The organism is Microbulbifer sp. ABF4_143, assembly GCF_056160225.1.
Map to the genome: position 1 here is coordinate 55,325 of NZ_JBSWWT010000005.1, position 15,570 is coordinate 70,894.

Sequence of the window (15,570 nt, forward strand, 5' to 3'; positions counted from 1 at the left end):
GCCCTCAGTCTGCGGACACTTGCCGGCGTACTGTCTGGAGCTCCCGCTCCAGCCGCTGCAGCTGCCGTTCGAGGCCGCGGGCGCGCCGGCGCTCGGCGTAAAACGGCAGCAGACTGACGATAAAGCCCAGCAACAGGCCGAGCAGCAAGAAGCCGATCAGCCAGAAGCCCACACTGCCCGCGGGCAGGGCGTAGCCGACAAAATTCGGGGTGATGGACTCGGGGTTGTCGACCGCGAAGTAGACACCGAGGGCGATACACAAAAGAGCCAGCAAGCCGTAGACGAGACGCATTAACCAGCGCAAGAATGACAAGGGAACCTCCACGTTCCGCAAGGAGCGATCAAATCAACAACCTCAATGGACCAATGCCTCCGGCCGCCGCCCCATCACCTCACGGCGCCGCCAACTGGCCCGGGGAAGTGAATCATACTTCGGTGACACGCTCATCGCGCATGCGCCGGTTGACTCTGTCGCGCAATTCCTTTCCGGGCTTGAAATGGGGTACATATTTGCCCGCCAGTGCTACCGCATCCCCGGTTTTAGGGTTGCGACCGGTGCGCGGCGCGCGGTAGTGTAGCGAAAAGCTGCCAAACCCACGAATCTCGATACGCTCCCCCTGGGCCAGCACATCGGACATGGTATCCAGCATCACCTTGACCGCCAGTTCCACATCTTTAACCGGCAGCTGATCCAACCTCAACGCAATCCTTTCGATCAGTTCGGATTTGGTCATGCGCCCCGCAACCTTTTGTAAGTCATTGATTATTCTAGATTAGAGCGGCAATCATCTAATAGAAAGCCGGACTGGGCAACCCAGTCCGGCTCTCGAATAGCCCAAAACAATCAACTTAGGGCCTTTGACAACCAAGAGCTATGGGAGCCCCGAAAAACGTAGCGAGCGGGTGGCCGGCCACCGCCAGCGCACGCGCAGTAGTTTTTCAGGGTTTCCCTATTACTCTTTGTTGTTCATCTGCGCCTTGATCAGGTCACCGATAGTCGCCGGCTGAACCTGCTCAGCCTGCTTCTTGCTGTGATCCTTGATGGCCTGCTTCTCGTCGTCCTGATCCTTGGCTTTGATGGACAGGCTGATCACGCGGTTCTTGCGGTCCACGCTGGTGATCTTGGCCTCGACCTCTTCGCCCTCTTTCAGCACGTTGCGGGCATCTTCGACCTTGTCGCGGCTGATTTCGGAAGCGCGCAGCACGCCTTCGACTTCGTCCGCCAGGGTGATGACCGCCTGCTTGGCGTCAACTTCCTTCACGGTGCCCTTGACGATGCTGCCGCGATCATTGGCCGCCACATAGTCAGAGAAGGGATCGGATTCCAGCTGCTTGATACCCAGGGAGATACGCTCGCGCTCGGAGTCGATACCCAGGATAACGGTCTCGATTTCGTCGCCCTTCTTGAACTTGCGCACGGCTTCTTCGCCGGACTCGTTCCAGGAGATATCGGACAGGTGCACCAGGCCGTCGATGCTGCCGTCCAGGCCGATAAAGATACCGAAATCGGTGATGGACTTGATCTTGCCGGAGATCTTGTCGCCCTTGGCGAATTTGCGCGCGAAGGCATCCCACGGGTTCTCCTGGCACTGCTTGATGCCCAGGGAGATACGGCGGCGCTCTTCGTCGATATCCAGGATCATCACCTCGATCTCGTCGCCGACATTGACAACTTTGGACGGGTGGATGTTCTTGTTGGTCCAGTCCATTTCGGAAACGTGTACCAGGCCCTCGACACCCTCCTCCAGCTCGGCGAAGCAGCCGTAGTCGGTCAGGTTGGTCACTACCGCCTTGACGCGGCTGTTCTCCGGGTAGCGCTGCTTGATGGATACCCACGGATCCTCGCCCAGCTGCTTCAGGCCCAGGGAGACGCGCGAACGCTCGCGGTCGAACTTCAGCACCTTGACCTCGATCTCGTCGCCGACATTGACGATCTCGCTCGGATGCTTGATGCGCTTCCAGGCCATATCGGTGATGTGCAGCAGGCCGTCGATACCGCCCAGGTCCACGAAGGCACCGTAGTCGGTCAGGTTCTTCACCACACCCTTCACGGTCATACCTTCCTGCAGGCTGGCCAGCAGGGCCTCGCGCTCTTCGGAAGTCGCGGCCTCCATCACGGCGCGGCGGGATACCACAACGTTGTTGCGCTTGGCGTCCAGCTTGATGACCTTGAACTCGAGCTCTTTGCCTTCCAGGTGCGCGGTGTCGCGTACCGGGCGAACGTCCACCAGAGAACCGGGCAGGAATGCGCGGATATTGGCCACGTCGACAGTAAAGCCACCTTTAACCTTACCGCTGATAACGCCCTTGACCACTTCGTCGGCAGCGTGAGCCGCATCGAGGATCTTCCAGGCTTCAGCGCGCTTGGCTTTTTCGCGGGACAGACGGGTCTCACCGAAGCCGTCTTCAACTGCTTCCAGGGCCACCTGTACTTCGTCGCCCACCTGCAGGTCCACCTCGCCCTTTTCGTTCATGAATTGGGCTGCGGGGATAACGCCTTCGGACTTCAGGCCCGCGTGCACGGTCACCCAGTCTTTGTCCACGTCGATCACCACACCGGTCACGATGGAACCGGGGGCCATCTCTACGCTTTTCAGGCTCTCTTCAAATAGTTCAGCAAAGCTCTCGCTCATTACATTACCTATAGATATGGGCCCAGCCGTTGGTAACTGTTCAGTTTAGTCAACCGCCAGCCGCGACCCCACCGCGCTGCCAGCACGCGGGTCGGATTACAACAACGGCCGGGCAATTCTGGCTGATCCCGGCCGCTGTCGTTAAAAACTGTCTATATAGCTGCTGTTATCCTGCGCCGCGGATACGGATCCGATCGCGCACCAGTTGCAGCACCGTCTGCAGGACTCCGTCGATATCCACCCCGGTACTGTCCAGCTCCACCGCATCTTCGGCGGGGGCCAGCGGGGAGGCGGCGCGGTTCATATCGCGCGCGTCGCGGGCGCGGATGTCCTCCAGCAGGTCGCGGAGGCTAACAGAAACCCCCTTCTGCCGCAACTGCTCGCAGCGGCGCCGGGCGCGCTCTTCCGCGCTGGCGGTCAGGAAGATTTTGACCGGCGCGTCGGGAAACACCGTGGTGCCCATATCGCGCCCGTCGGCCACCAGTCCGGGCGCCCGGCGGAAGTCCCGCTGGCGCTGCAGCAGCGCCGCGCGCACGCCGGGCATGGCGGCCACCTTGGACGCGGCCATGCTGACCCGCTCCATGCGGATATCGCGGCTCACGTCCCGCCCCTCCAGCAGCGCCGCGACTTCGCCGTCGCGCAGCTCGAAGCGGATATCCAGGTTGGCGGCGATGTCGGTCAGTGTCGCCTCGTCGGTCAGATCCGCTTCGCGCTCCAGTGCCGCCAGCGCGGTCAGGCGGTAGAGGGCACCGGAATCCAGCAGGGAGAAGTTCAGCTTTTCCGCCAGCAGCTTGGCGATGGTGCCTTTACCGGAACCGCTGGGTCCGTCGATGGTAATGACCGGCGGGAGGTTTTCAGTTTCGCTCATAGAATGATTTGCGCAATTCTCTTTTTGTAGGAGCGGCCCGTGGCCGCGATCGGACTTGCAGGCTTCAACTGCCTGTAAGCGGCCACCGGTAGCAGGGCCTTCACGTCACGTTTCAGTATTCTTTTCGAGCCTCGAGCCCCGAATCAGGCCAACTGCAATTTCAGGCCTGCGCGCGTCGCCAATTCGGCAAAATTCGGGAACGAAGTCGCCACGTTGGCGCAGTGCAGGATGCGGATTGTATCGCGGGCACGCAGGGATGCCACGGCGAAAGACATGGCGATGCGGTGGTCGCCGAGGCTGTCGACGGTGCCGCCGCCAAAAACGGTCCCCTCGCCCACCCCCTGGATCACTATGCCGTCCGGCGTCGGTTCGGCGTTGACGCCGAGAATGCGCAGGCCGTCGGCCATGGCCTGGATGCGGTCGCTCTCCTTGACCCGCAGCTCCTCGGCGCCGGTCAGCACCGTCTCGCCGTCGGCGCAGGCGGCGGCGACAAACAGCGCCGGGAACTCATCGATGGCCAGAGGCACCTGCTCCTCCGGGATGCGAATCCCCTTGAGCGGCGCGTGGCGCACGCGGATATCCGCCACCGGCTCGCCGCCGACCTCGCGGCGGTTCAGCAATTCGATATCCGCGCCCATCAGCCGCAGTATGTTGATCACGCCGTCGCGGGTCGGATTGATGCCCACATGCTCCAGCAGCACATCGGAGCCGGGCGCTATGGCGGCGGCCACCATAAAGAAGGTGGCCGAGGAGATATCCGCCGGCACGTCTATCCTGGCCGCGGTCAGCCTGCCGCCGCCGCGCAGGGTGGCGCGGGCGCCGTCGCGCTGCACTTCGTAGCCGAATCCCTGCAGCATGCGCTCGGTGTGGTCGCGGGTCGGCGCCGGCTCGGTGGTGCTGGTCTCGCCATCGGCGTAGAGGCCGGCGAGCAGCACACAGGATTTCACCTGGGCACTGGCCATCGGCAGCCGGTAGTCGATACCCTGAAGCTTGCGCCCACCCTTGATCACGAGCGGCGGGCGCCCCTCCGGGCCCGTTTCGATTTCCGCGCCCATCTCGCGCAGCGGATCGGCCACCCGGTTCATCGGCCGCTTGGACAGGGATTCATCCCCGGTCAGGGTCACGTCGAAATCCTGGCCGGCCAGCAGCCCCGCCAGCAGGCGCATGGAGGTGCCGGAGTTGCCCAGGTACAGGGGCCCCGGCGGCGCCTGCAGGCCGCGCAGTCCGACGCCGTGAATCAGTACCCGGCCATCCGTCGGCCCCTCGATCACCACCCCCATGTCGCGGAACGCCTGCAGCGTCGCCAGGGCATCCTCCCCCTCGAGGAAGCCCTCCACTTCGGTGACCCCCTCGGCCAGTGAGCCCAACATAATGGAGCGGTGGGACATGGACTTGTCGCCGGGGACCCGCAGTTTGCCACTGACGGAGCCGCCCGGCTGCGCGATAAATGTAACTTCCTGTGCTTGCATAGGCTCTGTATACGCTTTTTTGGCCAACATTTTTGTAAAGTGGTCCCGCGCCGCCTTGGCGCGGGTGAAGACGCCCATCAGCTGTTCGCTGTCGCCGGCGGCTATGGCGCTGCGCAGCGCGTCCAGATTGGCGCTGTAGAGGTCGATTGCCTTCAGGATCGCATCGCGGTTCGCCAACATGATGTCCCGCCACATGACCGGATCGCTGGACGCAATGCGGGTGAAATCGCGGAAACCGCCGGCGGCGTAGCGGAAGATATTTTCGTTCTCGGCATCGTGGGCCAGGGTGTCCACCAGGCCGTAGGCAATCACATGGGGCAGATGGCTGGTGGCCGCCAGCACCTCGTCGTGCTCGTCCACCGGCATTTCCAGCACCTCGGCACCGGCCGCGCGCCACATCTGCTCGACCAGCCGCAGCTGGTCCGGATCTGTCTCTTCCAGCGGCGTCAGGATAATGCGGTGATCGACATACAGGTCGTCCCGAGCGGCGCTCACGCCGCTCTTCTCCGAACCGGCAATAGGGTGACCCGGCACCAGAAATTCCGGCACCCGCCCCCAGACCCTTTCCGCTGCGGCGATCACACTGCCCTTGACGCTGGCGCCGTCGGTAACTGTCACGCCGGCGGGCAGTTTGTCGCGCAACTCGGCAAATACCGGTTCCACCGCGAGGGTCGGCACCGCGATAAACACCACGTCGCCGGGCGCCAGCTGCTCCAGCACCTCGCCGAGGTCGGTCACCGCGCGATCGACGATGCCCAGCGCCAGCGCCTGCTCGCAGGTGCGCGCCCGGCGCGCTACGCCGATCACCTCGCGGCAGGCGCCGGCGGCTTTCAGAGCCAGGGCCAGGCTGCCGCCGATCAGACCTATACCGACCACCACCAGGCGCCCGATCAGGGGCCGTCCCATCACAGGACCCCGCGCGGATAGGAGCCGAGCACCTTCATATCCGAAGCGCAGGCGCCCACCTCCTGCAGCGCCGCGGCGATCTCCGGCGTGTCGCGGTGCCCCTTGAAATCGATAAAGAACACATAGGTCCAGTTACCGGACTGGGACGGGCGCGTCTCCACCCGGGTCAGATCGACATTGTGGCGGCGGAAGGGCTCCAGCAGATCGTGCAGCGCACCCGGCTCGTTGCGCATGGACACCATCAGTGAGGTCTTGTCATCACCGCTGGCGGGCACCGCCTGGGTGCCGATAATCAGGAAACGGGTGGAATTGTCCGGACGGTCCTCGATCTTCTCCGCCAGCACCGAGAGGCCGTAGAGCTCGGCGGCCATATCGCCGGCGATGGCGGCCGCATTCCACTCCCCCTTCACCCTTTTCGCCGCCTCGGCGTTGCTGGCCACGGCCACCCGCTCCACGTTCGGGTAGTGGGCGTCCAGCCACTTGCGGCACTGGGCCAGGCTCTGGGCGTGGGAGTAGATACGCGTAATCGAATCCGGGCGGGTGATATCCGAGATCATCAGGTGGTGGTGGATACGCAGCTCCACCTCGCCGCAGATCTTCAGATTCGAGTTCATAAAGTTGTCGAGAGTGTGGTTGATCACCCCCTCGGTGGAATTCTCCACCGGCACCACGCCGTAGTTGGCCGCACCGGCCTCCACCTCGCGGAACACCTCGTCGATGGCGGCGAGCGGGCGGCTCTGGGCCGAGTGGCCGAAATGCTTCAGTGCCGCCTGCTGGGTAAAGGTGCCCTCGGGGCCCAGGTAGGCCACCTTGACCGGTTCCTCCAACGCCAGGCAGGCGGACATGATCTCGCGGAACAGCCGCGCCATCTCCTCGTCGGTCAGCGGCCCCTTGTTGCGCTCCATCGCGCGGCGCAGCACCTGCGCCTCGCGCTCGGGCCGGTAGTAGAGGGCGTCCTCACCGGTGGCCTTTTTCACTTCCGCCACCTCGAGCGCGCACTCGGCGCGCTCGCTGATCAGACGCGCGATTTCGCTGTCTATCTCGTCGATACGGTCGCGCAGTTCCAGCAGGCGCTGGTCGCTGCTCACGATTTCCTCTGTCATCCTTTCTGCCTACATTTCTCCATCGAATTGATAAGCCACCGCAAAAAGCCGCCGGCAGCGGGCCCGCCACTGAGTCCTGCTGAAACCAATTATCCGCAGCGCTTTTCGAAGTCGGCCATAAAGGCCACCAGCGCCTCCACCGCCTGCAGCGGCACCGCGTTGTACAGCGAGGCGCGCATACCGCCGACGGAGCGGTGGCCCTTCAGGTTCAGCAGCCCGGCCTCCTCGGCCTGCCGCAGGAATTCCTTGTCGAGGCGCTCGTCCGCCAGCACGAAGGGCACATTCATGCGCGAGCGGCTGGTCTTTTCCACCGGGCTGGAATAGAAATCGCTGCCGTCGATAAAGTCGTACAGCAGCGTCGATTTCTGTTCCGCCAACCTCGCCATCGCCTCGACCCCGCCCTGCGCCTTCAGCCACCGGAATACCAGGCCGGACAGATACCAGGCAAAGGTGGGCGGGGTATTGTCCATGGAGCCCGCATCCGCCGCGATTTTCCAGCTCAGGCTGCGGGGAATACCGTCGACCGTGCGGTCCAACAGGTCGTCGCGCACAATCACGACTGCGATACCGGAAGGGCCTATATTCTTCTGCGCGCCGGCGTAGATCACACCGAATTTTTCCACCGGAATTGGCTGCGACAGTATGTTCGACGACATATCCGCCACCAGCGGACAGCGCACCTCCGGCACATAATCGAACTCCACGCCGCCGATGGTCTCGTTGGGCGTATAGTGGAAATAGGCCGCATTCTCGCTCTGCCGCCAGCTGTCCGGTCCCGGCGCATAGGTGAAATTGCGGTCCTCGCTGGAGGCGACGATATTGACCCGACCGTAGCGCCCGGCCTCCCTGATCGCCTTGTCCGCCCACTGGCCTGTATGAATATAGTCGGCCACCCGCTCGCCGCTACCAAACAGGTTCCAGGGCACGGCGCTGAACTGCCCGGTGGCGCCCCCCTGCAGGAAGAGCACCCTGTAGTTGTCCGGGATCGACAGCAGGTCACGCAAATCCTGCTCGGCGCGCTCGGCCACCTCGACGAATTCCGGCGAGCGGTGGCTGACCTCCATCACCGAACAGCCGCGGCCACCCCAGTCGAGCAGCTCCTGTTGCGCCTGAAGCAGGACCGGTTCCGGCAGCGCGGCGGGGCCGGCGCAGAAATTAAACTTCCTCATAAATCAACTTCCAGAAGGGCAGCAAAAATTGGTTACAAAGTTAACTAGATAAACCGACGCAAAAATCCCCAAAAGGGAAAAGCGCATCACCCAATAGCGCGATTATTAGGGCGCCGGAGTCAAAAAAGGCCGCGAGAATCGCAGCCTTTTCTGTAAGCCTGTACGGGGTTCACACCTCCCCGCCCTCGTCTTCGTCTTCCGTCTCCTGGATGCGCGCCAGGCCGACCAGCTTCTCGCCGGCCTTGAGGCGGATGACCCGCACCCCCTGGGTGTTGCGACCCAGTACCGAGACCTCGTCGACGCGGGTGCGCACCAGGGTGCCCTGATCGGAGATCAGCATTATCTCCTCCCCCGGGTGTACCTGGCAGGCGCCCACCAGCGCGCCGTTGCGCTCGCTCTCGGCGATGGCGATCACGCCCTGGGTGCCGCGGCCCTTGGTCGGGAAGTCGGCAGTGGCGGTGCGCTTGCCGTAGCCGTTTTCGGTGACCATCATCACCGAGCCGCCCTCCTCCGGGATCACCATCGCAATGACAGACACGCCCTCGGCCATGCGGATGCCGCGCACGCCGCGGGACACCCGCCCCATGGAGCGCACATTCTCCTCGGCAAAGCGCGCCGCCTTGCCGGCGCTGGTGAGCAGCAGCACATCGCGGCTGCCGTCGGTGATGGCGGTGGCCACTAGGCGGTCGCCCTCCTCCAGCTCTATGGCTTTCAGGCCGACACTGCGCGGCCGCGCGAAGGCGGACAGCGGCGTCTTCTTGACGGTGCCGTTGGCGGTGGCGAAGAAAATAAAGTGGTCCTCATCGTACTCGGACACCGGCAGCATGCTGGTGATGCGCTCGTCGGCCTCCAGCGGCAGCATATTGACCATCGGCCGGCCGCGGGAGGCGCGCCCGGCGGTGGGCACCTCGTAGACCTTCAGCCAGTACACCTTGCCCTTGTTGGAGAAGCACAGGATGGTGTCGTGGGAATTGGCGATCAGCAGGTGCTCGACGAAGTCCTCGTCCTTCACCTGGGTCGCGGACTTGCCCATGCCGCCGCGACGCTGGGCCTGGTAGTCCGCCAGCGGCTGGCTCTTGGCGTAGCCGCTGTGGGAGATGGTCACAACCTTGTCTTCCGGGGTGATCAGGTCCTCGACGGTCAGGTCCTGGCGCGAGGCGACGATATCGGTGCGGCGCTCGTCGCCGAACTCCTTGTCCAGGGCCTCCAGCTCCTCGCGGATCACGGCCATCAGACGCTCGAAACTACCGAGAATATGCAGGTACTCGGCGATCTGCTCCAGGCGCTCCTTGTACTCGGCCAGCAGCTTGTCGTGTTCCATGCCGGTCAGCCGGTGCAGGCGCAGCTCCAGGATAGCCTGGGCCTGGGCCGGGGACAGATAGTAGGCGCCGTCATCGCGCAGGCCGTACTCCTTCGGCAGATCGTCCGGGCGGCAGGCGTCAGCGCCGGCGCGCTCCAGGAACTGCTGCACCTCGCCCACGGCCCAGCCTTTGGCCAGCAGCGCCTCGCGGGCATCCGCCGGGGTCGGCGAGGATTTGATCAGCTCGATCACCGGATCGATATTGGAGATGGCGATCGCCAGGCCTTCGAGGATATGGCCGCGCTCGCGCGCCTTGCGCAGCAGGTAGACGGTGCGGCGGGTGACCACCTCCTGGCGGTGACGGATAAAGTGCTCCAGCAGCTCCTTCAGGTTCAGCACCTTGGGCTGGCCGTCCACCAGCGCCACCATATTGATACCGAAAACGCTCTCCAGCTGGGTCTGGGAGTAGAGGTTGTTCAACACCACATCGCCCAGCTCGCCGCGCTTCAGCTCGATCACCACGCGCAGGCCGTCCTTGTCGGACTCGTCGCGCAGCTCGGAGATACCCTCTATCTTCTTCTCCTTTACCAGCTCGGCGATGCGCTCGATCAGGCGCGCCTTGTTCAGCTGGTAGGGAATCTCGGTGATGATGATCGTCTCGCGGTTGGTCTTGTCATCGCGCACCACCTCGGCCTTGGCACGCACGTAGATGCGCCCGCGGCCGGTGCGGTAGGCCATCAGTATGCCGGCGCGGCCGTTGATGGTGGCACCGGTGGGGAAGTCCGGGCCCGGGATATACTCCATCAGCTCGTCGATGGACAGCTCCGGGTTGTCGATCAGCGCCAGGCAGGCCCTGACCACCTCGCTCATATTGTGCGGCGGAATATTGGTTGCCATGCCCACGGCGATCCCCGAGGAGCCGTTCACCAGCAGGTTGGGCACCCGCGACGGCAGCACTTCCGGCATCTGCTCGGAGCCATCGTAGTTGTCGATAAAGTTGACGGTTTCCTTGTCCAGGTCGGACAGCAGCTCGTGAGCCAGCTTGTCCATGCGAATCTCGGTGTAACGCATGGCCGCCGGGCTGTCACCGTCGATGGAGCCGAAGTTGCCCTGACCATCGACGAGGGTATAGCGCATGGAGAAGGGCTGGGCCATGCGCACTATGGTGTCGTAGACCGCGGTGTCGCCGTGCGGGTGGTATTTACCGATTACGTCGCCGACCACGCGCGCCGACTTCTTGTACGGCTTGTTCCAGTCGTTTTTCAGTTCGTTCATTGCGTAGAGCACGCGCCGGTGCACCGGCTTCAGACCATCGCGCACATCCGGCAGCGCACGGCCCACAATCACGCTCATCGCATAGTCGAGATAGGACTGCTTGAGTTCTTCTTCGATATTGATCGGAGAGATTTCTTTGGCTAATTCGCCCATGGCTTACGGCGTTCCTTTTTATACGGCAGGCCCAAATACACACGCTGTACCCGGCCCGGATAAGCGGGCGATTCTACCACAGATTTGGGCGGCGGGACTCTGTGGCCTTGGAGTTCCATAGCGGGCTTCCAGACGCCTCCCGGCTTCTGATCGAGCTTCTAAGGGGCCTCCGGGCGGCCCTGGTGCCGGGGTTCGTTTACGGGACACGCCGTAAATCCATCCCTGGAGGCTTGTCTGCGAGGCCCCTCTCGCAGACAGTCCCGCAAACGAACCCCGGCACCAGGGCCTATGCGTGAACCTTCGAGCCCCGCCCGCCCACCGAAAGCAAAAATCGAATGAACACCGAGGCGCAATACGAAGGCGCTGCCGCCCGAGAGCCCGTTGCGGAGCCGCGCCCAAGCCCCTGACAAGACTGGTATCATCCCTAAAACCTCAAGATTTGCACGCAACCCAAAATGATCGACACACTGATACACGCCCGCTGGATCATTCCCGTCGTACCCGAACAGAAGGTGTACGAAAATTGCTCGCTGGCCATCGACGGAGGCAAGATCCTCGCCCTGCTGCCCGCCGCGGAAGCCGCCGCGCGCTACCGGGCCAGAGAGGAGATCCGGCTCGACCACCACGCGCTGATCCCCGGCCTGATCAACACCCACAACCACGCCGCCATGACCCTGCTGCGCGGCTTCGCCGACGACCGCCCGCTTATGGAGTGGCTGCAGCAGCACATCTGGCCGGCGGAGCAGAAATGGGTGGACCCGGAGTTCGCCGCCGACGGCAGCCGCCTGGCGGTGGCGGAGATGCTAAGGAGTGGCACCACCACCTTCTCCGACCAGTACTTCTTCCCCGAGGCCACCGCCCTGGTGGCGCGGGAGACGGGTGTGCGCGCGCAGATCGCCTTCCCGATCATCGACGCCCCCACCCCCTGGAGCCGCGACGGCGACGACGCGCTGCAGAAAGGCCTGGCCCTGCGCGACGACTACAAGGCCCACGAGCGCATCGACGTGGTCTTCGCCCCCCACGCCCCCTATACGGTGGGCGATGCCACCCTGGAGAAGATTGCCATCTATGCAGCCGAGGCACAGATCCCGGTGCAGATGCACCTGCACGAGACCGCCGGAGAAGTGGAGCGCGCCCTGGCCGAGACCGGCGAGCGCCCCACCGAGCGACTGCAGCGCCTGGGCCTGCTCGGCCCCCAGACCCTGTGCGTACATATGACCGCGGTGAACGAGCGGGATATCGAATTGCTGCAGACGAGCGGCGCCCATGTGGCCCACTGCCCCAAGTCCAACCTGAAACTCGCCTCGGGTTTCTGCCCCGCAGCCGCGCTGCTGGATGCCGGCATCAACGTGGCCCTGGGCACCGACGGCGCCGCCAGCAACAACGGTCTGGACCTCTTGGCCGAGGCCAGCACCGCTGCCCTGCTGGCCAAGGCCGTCAGCGGCGACGCCGCCGCCCTGCCCGCTCATCGGGCCCTGGCGATGGCGACTATCAACGGCGCACGGGCACTGGGGATCGACGAGGTCACCGGCAGTCTCGAGGCGGGCAAGAGCGCGGATCTGGCCGCCGTCTATCTGGGCGGACTCGAGCAGCAGCCGCTGCACGACCCGATATCGCAATTGATCTATACCGGCAGCGGGCACAATGTCAGCGATGTGTGGGTCGCCGGCAGGCAGCTGCTGAAAGATCGCCAGCTACAAACCATGAATGAAGCCGAGGTGGTTCAGCGGGCGCAGATGTGGCGTGCTAGAATCGCCGGCCAAGTTTGACCGGGAGTCGGAACCCGGGATACCGGAAAGAATATCGAAATCAGATGCGAAGGCCCGCTGCCGGTAGCCTTTTTCAGGACTGTCGGCCGGAGGAACCCGGCCGACAAGCCTACAGGGATGTATACACGGCGTTTCCTGCAAAAGGCTACCGGCAGCAGCGCCGCCACGAAACCAACCTAGGACCACAAACTTGGCCGAAGCAACCAACAACGTCGACCCGGCGGAAATCGCCAAATTCGAACAGCTCGCCAGCCGCTGGTGGGACCGCGAGGGCGAGTTCAAACCACTGCATGAAATCAATCCGCTGCGCGCCAACTATATCGACCAGCGCGCACCGGTAGCCGGTAAAAAGCTGCTCGATGTCGGCTGCGGCGGCGGCATACTGACCGAGGCCATGGCCCAGCGCGGCGCCCAGGTGACCGGCATCGATATGGGCGAGGCACCGCTGAACGTGGCCAAGCTGCACGCGCTGGAGAGCGGTGTCCAGGTGGACTACCGCCGCATGCCGGTCGAAGAGCTGGCCAGGGAACAGCCGGCCAGCTTCGATATCGTCACCTGCCTGGAAATGCTCGAACATGTGCCCGATCCGGCCTCGGTGATCCGCGCCTGCGCGGACCTGGTCAAACCCGGCGGCCAGCTGTTTTTCTCCACCATCAACCGCACCGCCAAAGGCTGGCTCTTCGCCGTGGTCGGCGCCGAGTATGTGCTGCGCCTGCTGCCCAAGGGCACCCACGAGTACGCAAAGTTTATCCGCCCCTCCGAGATGGGCGCCTGGCTGCGCGAGGCCGGCCTGGCAATCCGCGATATCACCGGCATGACCTACAACCCCCTGACCCGCAGCTACAAGCTGAACCCGCGGGACGTGGATGTAAACTATCTGGTGCATGCAACCAAACCGGAACGGGAATGAAAGCAGTTTTATTTGATCTGGACGGCACCCTCTTCGATACGGCGCCGGACTTTATCGTGGTACTGAACCAGCTGCGCCAGCAGGAACAGCTACCGCCGCTGCCCGACGACACCATCCGCTCGGTGGTCTCCAACGGCGCCCGCGCGCTGGTCAGACTCGGCTTCGGCAAAGACGAAGGCGACCCCGCCTTCGACGGGCTGCGCCAGCGCCTGCTGGACCTGTACCTCGCGCATCTGGCCGAAAAGACAGTGCCCTTCCCCGGCATCGAGGCACTGCTCAACAACCTGGCAGAAAACGATATCGCCTGGGGCATAGTGACCAACAAGCCCGAGGCCTACACGGTGCCACTGATGCAGGCCTTCTCACACCTGCCGGCGCCGGGCGCCGTCGTCTGCCCGGACCATGTCACCAACCGCAAGCCGGACCCGGAGCCGGTTCTGCTCGCCTGCCGCCAGATCGGCTGCGATCCGCGGCAAGCGGTTTACGTAGGCGACCACGAGCGGGATATCGCCGCCGGCCGCGCCGCCGGTATGCCCACCATCGCCTGCAGCTATGGCTATATCGATAACGGCGACGACCCGGCCAACTGGAAGGCGGACCACCTGGTGGACTCGGCGGAGGAAATCTGGCCGTTGCTGCAGCAACACTATCTTTAAACTTAAAGTGTTACTCGGGACTCGAAATTAACAATTGAGTTATATGCGAAGGCCCTGATGCCGGTGGCCTTTTGTGGGAGTGTCGGCGAGAGGGACCTCGCCGACAAGCCTACACGGATGTATTCACGGCACGTCCCGCAAAAGGCCACCGGCAGCGGGGACGCCACGAGCCACAATCGGGCCTCAAATTTTTGGAATTGTTATGTCTGAATTTATCGGCGACTATCGCGCCCCCAAAGACCTGCTCAAGGACAAGATCATCCTGATCACCGGCGCCGGTGACGGTATCGGCAAGACCGCGGCCAAGACCTTCGCCGCCCACGGCGCCACCGTCATACTGCTCGGCCGCACCACGCCCAAACTGGAGATGGTCTACGACGAAATCGAAGCGGCCGGCGGACCGCAACCGGCGATATTCCCGATGGATCTGAACGAGGCGCGCATCGAAACCTTCGAGCACTTCGCCGAGGCGGTGGAGCAGGAGTTCGGCCGCCTCGACGGCCTGCTGCACAACGCCAGCCTGCTCGGCCAGCGCACCCCCATCGCCAACTACCACTTCGGCACCTGGCAGCAGGTGATGCAGGTCAACGTGAACGCGGCCTTCGGCCTGACCAAAGCCCTGCTGCCGCTGCTGGAGAAGTCGGAGGCAGGCTCGATTGTCTTTACCGGCTCCGGCGTAGGCCTCAAAGGGCGCGCCTACTGGGGCGCCTACTCGGTTTCCAAGTTCGCCACCGAGGGGCTGATGCAGGTGCTGGCCGATGAGCTGGACGGGGTCTCCAATATCCGCGCCAATAGCGTCAACCCCGGCGCCACCCGCACCAACATGCGCGCCGCCGCCTATCCGGCCGAGGATCCGAAATCAGTGGCGGCGCCGGAAGACATAATGCCCACCTACCTGTACCTGATGGGGGACGACAGCCGCGGCGTGAGCGGCAAGCAGTTTAACGCCCAGGGGTAGCGACGCCGTTCCCCGCCCCCTTCGCGCAAAAAATACCCGGGGCCAGCCCGGGTATTGTTGCGGCGGATTCGATTGATCGCGAACTACTCCTCCGCGTGATCTATCTCCTCTTCCGGCATTTCGTCCGCCGCCTCTTCGGCCACTTCCTCGGCTCCCTCGGCGGTGTCCATCATATGTTCGGGAGCATCGGCGAAGATATCGCCCTCGACTTCCATCATCTCGTTGCTGGCCACAACATCCGCCGCAGCGGCATCCTCCGCTGCCGTACCGGCCTCCTCCACGGCGGACTCCACTTCCTGGGCGATGACCTCTTCGGAAGTGGCGGGCTCCATATTCTGGTAGTAGAAATAACCACCGATGGCGGCAATAGCGACAGCGGGAACAATGAGTTTCTTCATTCT

The 15,570-nt window shown here is 63.6% G+C and carries 13 protein-coding genes; 4 read left to right on the forward strand and 9 right to left on the reverse strand.

Annotated features, from left to right (window positions below; genetic code table 11):
* Nucleotides 1-4 precede the first annotated feature (4 nt).
* The 8 genes from ACXAF3_RS05425 to gyrA form a co-directional block, all read right to left on the reverse strand.
* Nucleotides 5-313 carry a lipopolysaccharide assembly protein LapA domain-containing protein gene (locus tag ACXAF3_RS05425; protein ID WP_475111272.1) on the reverse strand — a complete coding sequence of 103 codons (309 nt, stop codon included), beginning with the start codon at nucleotides 311-313 and terminating at the stop codon, nucleotides 5-7.
* A 112-nt stretch (nucleotides 314-425) separates the two neighbouring features.
* Complete coding sequence (gene ihfB / locus ACXAF3_RS05430; RefSeq protein WP_475111273.1) at nucleotides 426-734, reverse strand: integration host factor subunit beta; 309 nt, start codon at nucleotides 732-734, stop codon at nucleotides 426-428.
* Between the two features lie 219 nt (nucleotides 735-953).
* Complete coding sequence (gene rpsA, locus ACXAF3_RS05435) at nucleotides 954-2,633, reverse strand: 30S ribosomal protein S1 (protein WP_475111274.1); 1,680 nt, start codon at nucleotides 2,631-2,633, stop codon at nucleotides 954-956.
* 166 nt (nucleotides 2,634-2,799) lie between these two features.
* Nucleotides 2,800-3,501 (reverse strand): (d)CMP kinase, encoded by a 702-nt coding sequence (gene cmk, locus ACXAF3_RS05440; protein WP_475111275.1) that lies wholly within the window; start codon nucleotides 3,499-3,501, stop codon nucleotides 2,800-2,802.
* A 143-nt stretch (nucleotides 3,502-3,644) separates the two neighbouring features.
* Nucleotides 3,645-5,876 carry a bifunctional prephenate dehydrogenase/3-phosphoshikimate 1-carboxyvinyltransferase gene (locus ACXAF3_RS05445; RefSeq protein WP_475111276.1) on the reverse strand — a complete coding sequence of 744 codons (2,232 nt, stop codon included), beginning with the start codon at nucleotides 5,874-5,876 and terminating at the stop codon, nucleotides 3,645-3,647.
* Complete coding sequence (gene pheA, locus ACXAF3_RS05450; protein ID WP_475111277.1) at nucleotides 5,876-6,979, reverse strand: prephenate dehydratase; 1,104 nt, start codon at nucleotides 6,977-6,979, stop codon at nucleotides 5,876-5,878. Before pheA ends, ACXAF3_RS05445 begins: the two co-directional genes overlap by 1 nt.
* A gap of 89 nt (nucleotides 6,980-7,068) precedes the next feature.
* Nucleotides 7,069-8,148 carry a 3-phosphoserine/phosphohydroxythreonine transaminase gene (serC, locus tag ACXAF3_RS05455; protein ID WP_475111278.1) on the reverse strand — a complete coding sequence of 360 codons (1,080 nt, stop codon included), beginning with the start codon at nucleotides 8,146-8,148 and terminating at the stop codon, nucleotides 7,069-7,071.
* 169 nt (nucleotides 8,149-8,317) lie between these two features.
* Complete coding sequence (gene gyrA / locus ACXAF3_RS05460; RefSeq protein WP_475111279.1) at nucleotides 8,318-10,876, reverse strand: DNA gyrase subunit A; 2,559 nt, start codon at nucleotides 10,874-10,876, stop codon at nucleotides 8,318-8,320.
* 455 nt (nucleotides 10,877-11,331) lie between these two features.
* Between gyrA and ACXAF3_RS05465 the strand changes: the two genes are divergently transcribed.
* The 4 genes from ACXAF3_RS05465 to ACXAF3_RS05480 all read left to right on the forward strand — a co-directional run bounded on the left by ACXAF3_RS05465 (nucleotide 11,332) and on the right by ACXAF3_RS05480 (nucleotide 15,169).
* Nucleotides 11,332-12,645 (forward strand): TRZ/ATZ family hydrolase, encoded by a 1,314-nt coding sequence (locus ACXAF3_RS05465; RefSeq protein ID WP_475111280.1) that lies wholly within the window; start codon nucleotides 11,332-11,334, stop codon nucleotides 12,643-12,645.
* A 190-nt stretch (nucleotides 12,646-12,835) separates the two neighbouring features.
* Nucleotides 12,836-13,555 carry a bifunctional 2-polyprenyl-6-hydroxyphenol methylase/3-demethylubiquinol 3-O-methyltransferase UbiG gene (gene ubiG / locus ACXAF3_RS05470; protein WP_475111281.1) on the forward strand — a complete coding sequence of 240 codons (720 nt, stop codon included), beginning with the start codon at nucleotides 12,836-12,838 and terminating at the stop codon, nucleotides 13,553-13,555.
* Nucleotides 13,552-14,211, forward strand: a complete 660-nt coding sequence (locus tag ACXAF3_RS05475; protein ID WP_475111282.1) for an HAD family hydrolase — start codon at nucleotides 13,552-13,554, stop codon at nucleotides 14,209-14,211. The genes ubiG and ACXAF3_RS05475 overlap by 4 nt, the downstream gene beginning before the upstream one ends.
* A 202-nt stretch (nucleotides 14,212-14,413) precedes the next feature.
* The gene (locus tag ACXAF3_RS05480; RefSeq protein ID WP_475111283.1) at nucleotides 14,414-15,169 is read left to right on the forward strand and encodes a YciK family oxidoreductase; all 756 of its coding nucleotides are present in this window, start codon (nucleotides 14,414-14,416) and stop codon (nucleotides 15,167-15,169) included.
* 83 nt (nucleotides 15,170-15,252) lie between these two features.
* Here the strand turns inward: ACXAF3_RS05480 and ACXAF3_RS05485 are convergent, their stop codons facing one another.
* Nucleotides 15,253-15,567 (reverse strand): hypothetical protein, encoded by a 315-nt coding sequence (locus ACXAF3_RS05485; RefSeq protein WP_475111284.1) that lies wholly within the window; start codon nucleotides 15,565-15,567, stop codon nucleotides 15,253-15,255.
* Nucleotides 15,568-15,570: the final 3 nt, after the last annotated feature.